This is a genomic window from uncultured Chitinophaga sp., assembly GCF_937898475.1.
Taxonomy (GTDB): domain Bacteria; phylum Bacteroidota; class Bacteroidia; order Chitinophagales; family Chitinophagaceae; genus Chitinophaga.
Genome location: NZ_CALEJS010000024.1, coordinates 39666 through 53120 on the forward strand (window position 1 = coordinate 39666; position 13455 = coordinate 53120).

Consider the following 13455-nt stretch of genomic DNA (forward strand, 5'->3'; position numbering starts at 1 on the left):
TTATGGGTAGCCTGCCTGGCATGTTATTACATTGTCATTCCATCAAAACGCAAGCGCTTCGGCCTGCAGATCCAGCTTTACCCAGTCTGCCACAGATACCACGAGATCATGATTGGCGGGCAGCTGCAGCTTAGCCTGTTTGTTAACCGGTTTATTATCCTTCTGATCTACTGAAAGGGCTTTCACTTCTACATGCTTCAATGTTCCTTTATTGCCCAGCCTGAACAGGCTGAGATCCGGGCTTACGCTGATGTCGCATTCCTTACCGGGGGCGCTGCTGATACCGCTGATGGATATTGAGCGCGCCTGCTCTCCCACCACTCTTGAGATGATGAGGGTGAACGGTTTCTCCACCTGTGGCACAAAGCGTAGTTGTGATGCGTCTGCATTCATGGTAAATACATCTGTCTGGCCGGGTTGTGTTTGTACATCCTGGATCACCACGGCAGTACCATCGGGCATAATGCTGTTGTAGGTGTAGCTGCCTTTGCCATTGCCAACGATCTTACGTGTAAGGGTTTTACCAACCGGCAACAGGTATGCGCCGGGTGCGAGGTAAACGGGATGTGCGTCATCTCCTTCACTATAGATCTTTTTATTGAAGTAGCCGATCTTGTTGCCTTCTTCATCGGTGATCTGCATATCCGCAGGGCTCAGCAGGAAGTCCATTACAAAGCGGGTTAAACCTATTGGTCCGCCAAAGGGAAGGTCATGATCAGACAGGAGATATTTGCCATTGCTGATATGGCCCAGCGTTATATTATTTGTGCTGCTGAAACGGATGCCTGCACCATCTACATGGTAATCGAAATGCAGCACCTTGTTCACTTTTTTGAACTCGATCCAGCATTTTGGATTATTGGGGTGGTTACAATCCCAGCAATACAGTTTCACGCCTTCCAGGCTATTGGTGGTGGTAGTACCATCGGCGCTCAGCTTTGTGCCCGTATGTTTGTGAGGGTATACAAACTTGTAGGGCATGATACAATGGGTGGATTTGATGCTGTCTACATAGCCGGCATCCCATACTGCGCCTGCGGGAATAAAGAACAGCAAGGGAGCGCTGTTACGGTCGCAACCTTTATAGAATATGGTTTCGATCTCGCGGGCGGTGCGTTCAATACGCGCCAGGCCTTCCCTGCTCTGGTCATGGAAGTGGATAAGGCTTTCGCGGCTCAGCAGCCTGCCGTGCACGTAGGTAAGCTGATGATGTATCTTGGCCTTGGTGGTGGTAAAGGCATCGGTATCCCCTTTCCAGAATTTGTCGGCCACCAGGCTGCTCATCGCTGTACAAAAACCGGTAGCGAGGCCGCCATTTTTAGTGCCTTTCAGGTATTTTTCATAGAACTTGTAAAAGGCGCCGGTGAAGAGCGGATGCCCCAGGCCGGGGATTAACTCGAAGCGGATCTCTGCCTTACCGAAAGTGGCTTCGTAGGCTTTCCAATCGGGTATGCCATCATCAGGGTTTACAAAGGAGAAGTTGTGTACACCGTATTTGAAAGGTATTTCCAGCACGGAGCCGGTACCTGTATAACGGGTGTTGCTGACCATGCCATCGGGGTTGCGCACCTGGATGGCGCGTTCGCCTCCTTTGGCCCCACTGCCGCCGGTGCCGGGCATTTTGAAAGTGATCCTGGTGGCGGTAACCTGTGTGGCTGCAATGGCCTTACCATCTACCAGCACGCTGGCATCAGGCATGAAGGCCTTTCCATCAAGCGTATAGGTTTCACCGTAGGTAACGGTAGCAGGTACTTTGTCCAGCTGGGGTTTTACCCAGATAGACCAATGATTGCTTTCTGTATTATCAGCCGCACGTTTTACACTTACCTGGTAAGTACCGCCGCCTGTTTTGGCGGGAATGGTGACAGTAATGCTTTCATCTGCATTCATCACGTGGCTGAGGGTACCGATACCGCTAATCATCACCTTATCGTTCTTTACGAATTTGGTACCGCTGATGGTGATCTTGCTGCCGGGGAATACTGCGGAGGGTTCAATTTCTGTGATGTAAGGACGTGTATACAGTTCATCCCACATTTCTTCTGTAAAAACGACAATGTCAAGATCTGCTTCTTTTCCTGCCTTTGCACCGTCCTTGCCTGTTGCGCCGGGCTGCCCTTTGGCGCCGTCTTTACCATCGATGCCGCTGTCGCATCCATCACGGTTACCACTATGGCCTGCCCTGCCGCCTTTTCCACCCGGGCCACCATCGCCGCCACGGCCGGGCCGTCCGCCGTCCATCGACATTTTAACATCTTTCGCCCAACTGGTCTTTACTTCAAACTTTTCGGGCACACCGATAATGATGTAGCCGCCATCACCACCATTGCCGCCGCGGCCACCATCGCCGCCACGGCCGCCATCGCCACCATGGCCGCCGCTGCCTGCGAGGTTTTTCTTTCCTACCTGACATCTTTTTTTGCCGTGTTTATATGGCTTGCCGGGTTTACCATCTGCACCGTTGCCACCATCGCCGCCACGCTGACCGGTACCCCCTTTGATGCCGTCTTCGCCATCCAGTTTTATGTTGGGGATATTAGAGAGGTCCTTTGTCCATATTTCAATGGAAGGAGCACGCCATCCGTCTGCCCCTTTCCTGCCGCTGGCGCCTGACCAGCCGTCTTCGCCATCCAGTCCGTGGATAGTGCCGGGTTTCAACTGTACGCCGCTATATCCCCTTCCGTCCAGATCGGGATCATCTGCCATTCCGGGCGTTGAACCACCCGGCGCTTTCCAGGTAATGAGCGCATTGTTGCCGCATTTGATCTTTTCTGCAACGATGATCAGTTCATCCACATCAGGATCGATCATCAGCGTAGTGTTGCGCAGATCCAGTTCATTGGCCATGATCAGTGCGGTGCCTACTGGCAACAGTTTCTTTCTCATCACCGGTTGCGGCGGTGTGGCCAGGGCGGCGATTGCTGCCGTTGAAAGCGTAGCGGTTTTCACGCCGCTGGCTGTTCTGTTGGGGAGGTAGCGATCCAGTTGTTCTTTTTTGTGTGTGGGGTTTGTCTGCGCTGTAATATCCTTCGCCATCTTTTTCCAGTCGGGCGGCGGGGTTTTCTTCTTTACCGGTGTAACCAGCATGGTGGTTTTTCCGATGCGGTGCGCGGCGCCGTTAAACTGGTAGTTTTCCAGTTCGCTGAGTTTAACGCCCAGGTCTTTCAGCAATTGCCTTACCGGCTCCATCCGTTCACGGGCGGCCTCCAGTTCCGGATCTACCGAGACGGTGCCTTTGCCAGTGAGCTTTGTCTGGAAAAAATGCTGCAGGGTTTCCGTGGCTTTCTTCCTTTGAGGAGAGACAATGTTGCCGGAAACGGTAGCCTGTATGCCATTGGCAGGAGCAACGATGTTCATTTCAAGTGTTGCTGCTGCGGGTGCGGATGTTTTGGACTTTTCCACAGGATGTTGTTTTAGGTGTGATTAATGGGGTAAAAAAATCTAACGCTGCAAAGATGGGGAGATGCAGGCCGGGAAGTGTGCGGCGATTAATGAATGGGGTGATTGGGTTAACGGATGCCGGGGAAAAGTACGCGCTAATTAAACCGGGCCCTGAACGCCATGGGGCTTTGACTGGTTTTCTCCTTAAAGAATTTACTGAAAGACTGCGGCCGCTCAAAACCCAGCTCATACGCAATTTCACTTACTGACAACCCGGAGGCCGCTAATTTCTCTTTCGCCTTTTCGATCAGCTTTTCGTGGATATGCTGCTGGGCGGTGAGACCGGTGAGCTGTTTGAGCACATCGCTTAAATACTTCGGGGATAGGTGCAGCGTTGTGGCGAGGTAGCTCACGGTGGGCAATCCCTTTTGTACAACTTCCGTTTCAAAATAAGTGTTCAGCAGATCTTCCAACTTAGCCAGCAGTCCATGATAGCCGGGTTTGCGTACAATGAACTGCCGGTTATAATAACGGTTGGCGTAAGTGAACAGCAGCTCCAGGTTGGCGATCAGCACATCCTGGCTGAAATGATCTATGGCCAGGCGATACTCCTGCTCTATTTGCTGAAAGATATGCTCTACCGACTGTTGTTCTTCTTCTGACAATATCAGGGCTTCATTCACGGCATATTCAAAGAAGCCATATTCCTTTATTTTTTGTCCCAGCGGGTAAGCGCGCAGGAAGTCCGGGTGAATGTTGAGTATCCAGCCGGTCTTGGGAAAGAGGTCGCCCGGGTCCACGATCGTTACCTGCCTGGGGGCAAAGAAAGACATCACGCCTTCATCGAAATCATACATTGTTTGCCCGTACTGAACTTTTGTAGGGCATTCCTTCTTCAGTACCACCTGGTAAAAATCAAAGGTGAGGCGTGTTCTTTCCGTTACGGACACCTGTGCCAGGTCTTCAATACGGAGAATGCTGAACAAGGGATGCCTTGGTTTGCCGATGTCCAGGGCCTGGTGGCTCTGGGCGATGGACGCAATATGGATGGCCTTTATTTCCTTTCCCTTCATACCGGTAAATTTAGATACTGAAGTTTACTCTTTTACGTTTTGCTTTGGCAAAAGAGCTGGCTGCAAAACTATGTGGTACTAAGCTACCGATTTTCAACATCAGCCGGTTCTTCCTGCCTGAGATATGCAATGTTTTATGCTTTTCCCATGCAGCGGCCATCTCGTGTGCTACCTGTTCTGAGGTTTGCGTGTTGGCCCTTTCTACTAAGGCTTTTCCCCAGGCATTATCATTGGCAGGAGTGTTCATAAAATTGCTGATGGTGAGGCCCGGGCTGAAAAGCATTACCTGTACGCCATATGGTTTGCACTCTTCGCAGAGCGACAGTGAAAAAGATTTTACAAAAGCTTTGGAAGCGCTGTATGCAGCCATATACGGAGATGGGAAATAGGCTGCCAGTGAAGCCACATTAATAATATCCCCTTTTCTGCGTTGGATCATCGCAGGCAGGAACAAATGGGTCAGCGCTACGAGGCTGGATATATTCAATTGCAGCATGGAGAGTTCTGCGCTGAGGTCATTCTTATAGAACTCGCCGCTGGAACCAATACCGGCGTTGTTGATGAGCAGCTGTACTTCCAGGCCTTTCTGCCGGCAGGCTTCAAAAATGGCCTGTGGCGCGCCAGGTTGGCTGAGGTCTGCAACGATGTACTGCGCTTCGATCCTGTATTTATTTTTGAGCGCTGTGCACAGCGCAGTTAGTTTCTGCTCACTCCTGGCTACCAGGAGCAGGTTATGTTGCCTGGCGGCAAATTCGTGGGCGGCTGCTTCGCCGATACCTGCGGAGGCCCCTGTGATCAATGTTACGTTCATGGTGTATACTTTAGCAATTACAATACAAAAGTGCATTGGATTGCTGATGGGTATGTTTCCGGATCACGGGTAGTTGTATCTGAATGGCAGGTGGCAGCACTATTCTGCAGCGGCCTGGTGCATGATATGTACGCGGCTCCAGTTGGATAATAAAAACATCACTTCCCGCAGGGATTCCCCTTTTTCGCTCAATGAGTACTCCACCCTGGGCGGGATCTCCGGGTAGGCTTTGCGTATGATAATACCATCTGCTTCCAGCTCCTTGAGGCATCTGGAGAGCACCTTGAGCGCAATGCTGGGCATTACTTTGCTGAATTCCCCGAAGCGCATGGGGCCTTTGAGCAGCAGCCAGATAATGGGCGGCTTCCATTTACCCCCGATCACATCAATGGTGGCGGTGATAGGACATTCTTCCGCGCTGTGATATTTCAGCTGATTTTTTTTGATCTCCATGATTTAATACGGTTGGCAATTACAACCATTTGGTAATTACTTGACATCCTGGTGACTACTTGACAAAAGTACAGTATTGGGATAAGTTTGCAGTATAAATCTTTCAAAACATGAAAATTATACTTGTTGGTGCAACGGGCACTATCGGCAAACATATCGCCAGCGCATTGGAAAAAGAGCACGAGGTGATTAAGGCGGGCAGCAAAAGCGGTGATGTACAGGTAAACATCGGCGACCCGGCTGCTATCAAAGCCATGTACGAAAAGGTGGGCGCCTTTGATGCGCTGATCTGCGCAGCGGGCGACGGGCATTTCGGTCCACTGGAAAAAATGACGGACGCGGATTTCCGGGTAAGCGTGAACAGTAAGCTCATGGGGCAGGTGAACCTGGTGCTGATAGGTCAGCATTATATCAACCCCAATGGCTCTTTTACGCTCACCTCCGGCAGCCTGGGGGTAGACCCGGTGCCGATGGCGGCCTCCTTAAGCGCGGTGAACAGCGCCATAGAGGGGTTTGTGCGCGGGGCGGCCATCGAATTAAAGAACGGCGTACGGATCAACGCGGTAGGCCCGGGTGTGGCGGAAGAGTCGCCTGCCTATTTTCCTTTCTTCCCCGGGCATGAGCCGGTGTCTATGCGGCGGATCGCCCTGGCGTATGTAAGAAGTGTGCTGGGTGCGCAAACGGGGCAAACCTACCGCTTGCTGAGCTAAACGTTTAAACAGGGTATAACAGGACAATGCCAGGTTGCCAAGCATAGCAGCCTGGCATTGTCATTTGGGGATCAATTGTTTGTATACTTAACATTTTTTTATATATTGGCAGCATAATCAGCTAATTACATGCAATTTGACCAATCTCCTATACTCATAAACTACTAGATGTTCTATACCATACCTACTAAAGGGGGACTGGGTATTGAACTCTGGGGAACCTATGATGACCTGAATATACTGAATGGCGTTATCAGCAGGTTCTCGAATAATGAGCAGCTCAAACCAGTTCCCGGTTCGAAAAACAGGGATAAGATCATCAGCGGCCTGGCCTATGAGATCCGTCATGCGCTGCAGGGCAGCCGGCTTATCCGTGAATCCGCACTTTTTACCGGTGAAGCCGTTCCACAATTCGGTTGTGAGATCTCCTGGCCGCATATGCTCTTCTCGCTGGTCGTGCTCCGGTATAACGCTCACTTTGTGACAGCCGGCAAACTGGAGCTGGGCATTTTCCTGATGCTGGAGCACTGGCTGCAAAAATCCATGGAAGAATATGATCAGCAGGGCGCCACCCTTTTAGCCCCCTTCCTGGAGGGCGCCATACATGCCGCCAATCCCTGCCTGTATCAATATATGAGAAGTGTGAATATGGAGTACTTCCTGCTGGGTGGCGGGAAAGAGTCTTTCAGGAAACTGCCCAGGTTGTTGAAACGGACGCAGTACCCGGGATCTGCGTATGACAACTATATGGAGTTTCTAAGCAACGAGGCGGCCAGGCTGCATTGTGACGCTTCTGAACTGGAATTTGAAGAAGAGAATTCCCTTTATGAAATAGAATGGTAGCGATGGCGTTCAATTCAGACTATGCGGCCCGGTGGGGCCAAAGGCAGTGTCCAGCATAAAAAGTAGTATAGTGGCCAGCAGGCCAAGTATGATCAGCAAGGTCATTTCCAGCTGTGAGCTGAGTACAGAGCCGCTCAGCACTTTATGAGAATCTGTTTCAAGGTTCTTGCCCTCTCCTATCTGTATATTGCTCAGGCCGATGAGATCCGCAATGGTTTCACGGAATTCCGACTGGCTGCCCAGGCTATCCCCTTTTGCGGTCTGCGTGCGATAGCCGGACAGATGCGCTTTAAAGGAGCTCCATTTCTTCTTTTCATCCGGCGTCAGGTAGGTGGTTTCGTAAACCGTTACCAGGCTGTCTATTGCTGCCAGGTGGCCTTCACCGCCTGTCAGTTTCTGCTCATACAGGTGATTGGCAATGCGATGCAGGTAGGTAGCCGGCAGCAGGCGGTCTTTATAGATGGAGGAAATAGACTGATCGAGGCGGCTCATGTTTCTCCGCTCCCTTAAATTATTCAGCAGCACCAGCACGATTATGACGATAAACACGCAGCAGATCTTAAACCTGGTGCCAACCTGGAAGAAGCGTTTCATGGGCAGCATTTTCCTTAATATATCGCTTTTTAGCGAATAATTGCCCTTTCCCGGCGGTTTGCTGCAATATGCTTTAAAATACCCACATAGATCTTTACCTGTGAAGGATGGCTATAAGTATAGAATTGATCATCCTTCCTGTATACACGTTCAGTTCAAGGTGTTGCCAGAAGGTCATGATATCATTCACCAGCCAGCCGTAGCCCACAATATCAAAGTCAAAAAAGGTAATGGAATCATTTTCGAAATGAAAGTTCCTGGGATCTGCATTGCAGGTTTCCAACATCGTATCTACCAGAGATAAAAGTAGCCAGCGCGGTAGGGAAAAGATATACGAATACCCACTATATGGCAAAAAAAACGGCTTTTCGTTGATTTGGCAAAAACAATCAATGATTTGGACAATTCGGCCAGTTCAAACGGAAGCACCTTTGTATTGTAATTAATTGATCACCTAAAATAAAAACAGGATATGGACACTAACAAAGTATGGTTTGTAACCGGCGCATCAAAAGGTCTGGGACTTGCCCTGGTTCAAACACTGATCGAAAAAGGCTACAAGGTAGCTGCCACTTCCCGCAAACAGGAACAACTGCAGGAATCCCTGGGCACCGCTGTCAACTTCCTGCCCCTGGGCGTTGACATTGTTGACGAAGCGAGCGTGAAAAGCGCAATCGCCAAAACCATTGAACAGTTTGGCGGTATAGACGTAGTAGTGAACAACGCAGGATACGGCCAGCTGGGTACCCTGGAAGAGCTGACAGACAAAGAATCCCGTGAGAACTTTGACGCCAATGTATTCGGTACGCTGAACGTGATCCGGGCTGCTATGCCGCATCTCCGTGCAAAAAAATCCGGTCATATCATTAACATCTCTTCTATCGCCGGATTCCTGGGTGGTTTCCCTGGCTGGGGTATCTACAATGCCACAAAATTTGCAGTAGCAGGTTTAACGGAAGCCCTGGCTGCAGAAGTAAAATCACTGGGTGTTAAAGCCACCATCGTATACCCCGGTTACTTCAAAACCAATTTCCTCTTACAAGGTTCTCTGCGCCTGGCTGAAAGCCCGATTGCTGATTACAAGGAAGCACGCGACCTGGAACATGTACACCAGCACGACATTCCCGGCAACCAGCCCGGTGATCCCGCAAAAGCAGCCCTGGCATTTATCCAGTTGGCTGAAAGCGAAAACGCACCGCTGCATTTCTTCATGGGTTCAGATTCCTTCAACTTAGCCGGTGCCAAGATCCAGGGAGTACAGAGTGATCTGGCCACCAACGAAGCCTTAAGCAAGTCAACTGACTACTAAGCATTACTCATTATTAATCTTTAGGCATTATTCACAACTAAATAGTTTATAAAAATGAATCTCAAACATTTGACCAAGTCTGTCACTAAACAGCTGGTGCTTATGCTGGCGCTCCTGGGCGGCATGACCACAGCTACCAACGCACAGACTACCGTGGAAACCACATCAAACAATCACCAGGGCAAGAAAATACTGATCGTCCTTTCGGCGGCGGATAACTGGAAAAGAGCAGATGGCTCGGACTACCCTACGGGTTATTGGACGGAAGAATTCGTAGTGATCCACAAAAGGTTTGTAGACGCAGGTTATACAGTGGAACTGGCAACACCCGGTGGTAAAAAACCAACGGCAGATCCGCACAGCCTGGATCCCAAGGTAGTAGGCGAGGAAAAAGCGGTTGCTTTTGCGGCATATCTCAAAAGCATCGACAGTGATCTGACACATCCGGTATCCCTGGCCAAAGCGAGCATTGCCAATTATGAAGCCGTGGTAATTCCCGGCGGTCACGGGCCCGTTGTGGACCTGTACCAGGACAAGGACATGGGCCGCCTGCTCGTTGCTGCGGATAAAGCTAATAAGGTGATCGGCACCGTATGTCACGGCCAGGCCGCCCTGCTGAGCGCCATGGACACTAAGGGTAAATGGCTGTTCAAAGGGCGTACTTTAACCGCCTTCAGCGACGAAGAAGAGGTTGAATTTGGCACCGCCTCCAACGCACCCTGGCTTTTAGCCTCCAGGTTAAGGGAATGCGGCGCTAAATATGAGAGAGGTGAAAAGAACTGGGGAGCATTTGTAGTGCGTGACAGGAATATGATCAGTGGACAAAACCCCGCTTCTTCAGAACCGATGGCAGACGCCGTTCTCGAAGCGATAAAGTAAGGACCATGCAAGGCAATGTTCACAGGAGCATGAAGGTTATACTTCATGCTTTCTGACATTGTGGCCCATTAGTGATTACAGGGATAAAAGCCCCATTTCTTTCTTAACTTTAATGACCATGAAAAGCAAACAGGTTTATACCTTCAATACCATCAGCGAGTTTCACAAAATGAGCGGCCTGCCCGCCCCTCAGCACCCGCAGATCAGCCTGGTGGATTATGGCCAGGTAGCTTACCAGACGGACGAAAAGGAGATCCGCTGGCTGCAGAACTTCTACTCCGTGGGTTTAAAACGGAATATCAGCGGCAAATTCAGGTACGGGCAACAGGTATATGATTTTGACGAAGGGCTGATGTCTTTCGTGGCGCCCAATCAACTGGTGCATATCGAAATTACACCCAACGATGACGGTCAAAAGCCTTCCGGCTGGTTGCTGCTGATCCACCCGGATTTCCTGTGGAACACATCACTTGCAAAAACGATCAAACAATATGATTTCTTTGGCTATGCCATTAATGAAGCGCTGTTCCTGTCTGAAAAAGAGGAAACGATCATCGTTGATGTGCTGAAGAATATCCAGCGCGAGTATGAATCGAACATCGACAAGTTCAGCCAGGATATTATCATATCACAGATCGAGGTGCTGCTCAACTATACCAAGCGTTTTTATGAGCGGCAGTTTGTGACCAGGAAAATTCCCAATCACCAGATCCTGCAACAGCTGGAAGAAGTGCTTACTGCATCCATGCAGGAAACCAGGCTGCTGCAGCATGGCCTGCCCACCGTGCAGCAGATCGCCGGCCAGCTGAACCTCTCTCCCAACTATCTCAGCAGCATGCTGACCGTGCTTACGGGACATAGTACCCAGCAGCATATTCACAACAAGCTGATTGAAAAGGCCAAGGAAAAGCTGTCTACCACTACCCTCTCCATCAGCGAAATCGCTTATGAACTGGGTTTTGAACACCCGGCATCTTTTACCAAGTTGTTCAAAGCGAAAACCAACCTGTCGCCTAATGCTTTCAGGAGTAGTTTTAACTGATGGAGCGACTGCTGCAACGACATCTCCAACGCTTTTATATCAGCATATCACGCTTATTATTGCCGCACCAGGATTATCTATCCACTACTGATCCTGATGCGGCAATTTTGTTTACCTCTCCACACAGATATTGATAAATATCAATGATCTCCCTGGCAGGGTCAGATACATTTGTGATGTTCCGCGGAAAACCTAAACGAACTAAAACATCAACAAATGCGACCTAACAGGAAATCTACAGCCATCAGGCTGCTGTTCATACTATTACCCGTATGCAGTTTTGCCCAGGGTTATATTGAAGGAGTCAATATAAGCTATGAACATATGCCGATGAAGATCAAAGCACATGGTGGCGATCAGACCTTCAGCGGCAACAACTTTAAAGTATCCAGCACCACCCCCATATTTCTCCGTCCCGACAAATCAAAGTACCTGCTGGTGGGCGCCAACCTGGAAGCCTTTAATTTCTCAGGCACACACCCCGCATTCGAGGTAAAGACCGTATACAGCATTTCCCCCACTGTAGGTTACAGCACTATGCTAAGCCGCAATTTCAACCTGACAGCCTTACTGACCCCTTTCCTGAACAGCGACTATAAAGACGTGAAAGGCGCTGATATTAAATTCGGCGCCATTGTAAGGGGCAACTGGAAGGTAAGCGATGAACTCAGCTGGCGAGCCATTCTTGGCTACAGAAGCCAGTTCTATGGCCCGCAGTATATCATACTGGTGGGGCTTGACTGGCAGCTCAATGACAAATGGCGGATATTCGGCGATCTGCCCAGCAGTACCACCATCAGCTATGCAGTGAACGAAAAAGTGAATACCGGTTTTAACCTGTTTGTACAGCAGACCAGCTACCGGCTAAAGAACCAGGAACGGTACTTTGAATACAATACCGTGAACCCGGGGCTGTTTGCAGAATACTATGTCAGCCCCAGATGGGCAGTACGCGCTACTGCGGCATATACGCTGATCAGGAATATGGAGATCTATAACAAAGATGACAAGACAGACGGCTTTGTTGATTTCCTTGAGCTGGGCGACCGCAAAGATCCGCTCAACCCGGAGGTATCCAGCGGCCTTTCTTTCAAAATAGGGCTGAGTTACAGAATTGTTCCGGGCAAACGATAGACGTTAACAAAACAATCATTACATGAGCAGTATATTGATCAACCTGGCAGCCACCGGCTTCCTTACTTTATTACATATCCAGGTTGTTGCCGCGGCCATCAGCTGGAAAGACCGTTTGCAGCATACCGAGCATATGATAAAGCCGGTAACAGAAGCCCTTACCTTCAGCAGGTTCCGCCAAGACGACCAGGTACATATCATGGCAGTGCTGAACGATAATGGCGAAAGCGTAACAGGGGTAGACCTTAGTGCAGCATTAAACCGCTATGCGGAAAATACATTTGAGGTGATACAAGACCTCACATATGACGATGTTGTAAAAGCTGTGCATAGCATCACGCATACAGTTACGGCAAAGTACCAGGATCTCTTACCCGGTGTGGCTGGTAATGCGCACCTGGCCATTGGGATCAACTATGCCGATCACGGCAAGGAAACCGGGCAGGTGAAGCCTTTTATGTTTCCCAAGTATGTGGATACCGATCCGGCCATCCATCACCTGCCATACACCCAGGGCTGGCTGCTGGATCATGAAGTGGAACTGGGCCTTGTGTTTCCCTCGGCAGTCTGTTCGCCCGCAGACCTGGATCATATTTTGGTTGGGTTCCTGGTGGTGAATGATTTTACAGACAGGGCTACCCTGCTGCGTAAAATGGACAGTAAAAACGTTACGGGCGGCAAAGGCTTTCCGGACGCCAAAAGCAAGCAAGGATTCCTGCCAACGGGCCCCTATATGGTGGTGCCCAGGGATTGGCGGGCCTTTGTGCAGGAACTACAGCTGGAACTGCAGGTGAACGGGCAGCTACGCCAAAAAGGAAACGCCAGAGATATGGTCTGGAACATCGATAAGATCATTGAACAATCACTGGCTGTCAAAGGTGAAAAGAGATATGTTTACCAGGATAAAAATGTGCCCCTGTTTGAAGGGAACTGCATTCCGCCCAATAGCATTATCATCACGGGAACACCAGCGGGCGTAGTCTTTAATGCCCCGTCAACAGGTTTCATTTTTGGCGCGGTCACCAAATACCTTTTTACCGGTAAGTTCTTCCGGGAAAAAATGCATCCTTACGTGCTGCAACAATATCTGAAAAAACAAATGAACCACCAGGGCTATCTTAAACCAGGTGACCTGGTGGAAAGCAGGATCAGCTTCCTGGGAACAATAAAGACCAGCGTTGAGGAATAAACGAAGAGGCCCGCTGTGCTGTCCGATGTAGATTTTT

At 49.9% G+C, this 13455-nt stretch carries 13 protein-coding genes; 7 read left to right on the forward strand and 6 right to left on the reverse strand.

Annotated features, from left to right (window positions below; translation table 11 throughout):
* Positions 1 to 42: 42 nt before the first annotated feature.
* From Q0577_RS15955 to Q0577_RS15970, 4 genes are all read right to left on the reverse strand, one after another.
* Positions 43 to 3402 carry an IPT/TIG domain-containing protein gene (locus Q0577_RS15955; RefSeq protein WP_298737937.1) on the reverse strand — a complete coding sequence of 1120 codons (3360 nt, stop codon included), beginning with the start codon at positions 3400 to 3402 and terminating at the stop codon, positions 43 to 45.
* 134 nt (positions 3403 to 3536) lie between these two features.
* On the reverse strand, positions 3537 to 4454 hold the full coding sequence (locus Q0577_RS15960) for a helix-turn-helix domain-containing protein (RefSeq protein ID WP_298737939.1): 918 nt from the start codon (positions 4452 to 4454) through the stop codon (positions 3537 to 3539).
* A gap of 10 nt (positions 4455 to 4464) precedes the next feature.
* Positions 4465 to 5265 (reverse strand): SDR family oxidoreductase, encoded by an 801-nt coding sequence (locus tag Q0577_RS15965; RefSeq protein ID WP_298737941.1) that lies wholly within the window; start codon positions 5263 to 5265, stop codon positions 4465 to 4467.
* Positions 5266 to 5364: 99 nt separating this feature from the next.
* Positions 5365 to 5718 (reverse strand): helix-turn-helix domain-containing protein, encoded by a 354-nt coding sequence (locus tag Q0577_RS15970; RefSeq protein ID WP_298737942.1) that lies wholly within the window; start codon positions 5716 to 5718, stop codon positions 5365 to 5367.
* Between the two features lie 110 nt (positions 5719 to 5828).
* Here Q0577_RS15970 and Q0577_RS15975 point away from each other — a divergent pair, with 110 nt between their 5' ends.
* Together Q0577_RS15975 and Q0577_RS15980 are read left to right on the forward strand one after the other, a co-directional pair.
* A complete protein-coding gene (locus tag Q0577_RS15975; RefSeq protein WP_298737943.1) occupies positions 5829 to 6428 on the forward strand; it encodes a short chain dehydrogenase in 600 nt (199 codons plus the stop codon).
* A gap of 168 nt (positions 6429 to 6596) precedes the next feature.
* A complete protein-coding gene (locus tag Q0577_RS15980) occupies positions 6597 to 7271 on the forward strand; it encodes a hypothetical protein (protein ID WP_298737945.1) in 675 nt (224 codons plus the stop codon).
* A gap of 9 nt (positions 7272 to 7280) precedes the next feature.
* On the opposite strand, the gene Q0577_RS15985 is transcribed toward Q0577_RS15980, so the two are convergent.
* A complete protein-coding gene (locus Q0577_RS15985) occupies positions 7281 to 7865 on the reverse strand; it encodes an MCP four helix bundle domain-containing protein (RefSeq protein ID WP_298737947.1) in 585 nt (194 codons plus the stop codon).
* A 94-nt stretch (positions 7866 to 7959) separates the two neighbouring features.
* The gene (locus tag Q0577_RS15990) at positions 7960 to 8151 is read right to left on the reverse strand and encodes a hypothetical protein (RefSeq protein ID WP_298737949.1); all 192 of its coding nucleotides are present in this window, start codon (positions 8149 to 8151) and stop codon (positions 7960 to 7962) included.
* A 186-nt stretch (positions 8152 to 8337) separates the two neighbouring features.
* Between Q0577_RS15990 and Q0577_RS15995 the strand changes: the two genes are divergently transcribed.
* The 5 genes from Q0577_RS15995 (at position 8338) to Q0577_RS16015 (ending at position 13418) form a co-directional block, all read left to right on the forward strand.
* Positions 8338 to 9174, forward strand: coding sequence for an SDR family NAD(P)-dependent oxidoreductase (locus Q0577_RS15995; RefSeq protein ID WP_298737951.1), 837 nt, complete (start codon positions 8338 to 8340; stop codon positions 9172 to 9174).
* Between the two features lie 54 nt (positions 9175 to 9228).
* On the forward strand, positions 9229 to 10053 hold the full coding sequence (locus Q0577_RS16000) for a type 1 glutamine amidotransferase domain-containing protein (RefSeq protein WP_298737953.1): 825 nt from the start codon (positions 9229 to 9231) through the stop codon (positions 10051 to 10053).
* Between the two features lie 118 nt (positions 10054 to 10171).
* Entirely contained in the window at positions 10172 to 11095 is a 924-nt protein-coding gene (locus Q0577_RS16005) for a helix-turn-helix transcriptional regulator (protein ID WP_298737954.1), read from the forward strand.
* Between the two features lie 216 nt (positions 11096 to 11311).
* The gene (locus Q0577_RS16010) at positions 11312 to 12229 is read left to right on the forward strand and encodes a DUF6268 family outer membrane beta-barrel protein (RefSeq protein WP_298737955.1); all 918 of its coding nucleotides are present in this window, start codon (positions 11312 to 11314) and stop codon (positions 12227 to 12229) included.
* Between the two features lie 22 nt (positions 12230 to 12251).
* A complete protein-coding gene (locus Q0577_RS16015; protein ID WP_298737956.1) occupies positions 12252 to 13418 on the forward strand; it encodes a fumarylacetoacetate hydrolase family protein in 1167 nt (388 codons plus the stop codon).
* Positions 13419 to 13455: the final 37 nt, after the last annotated feature.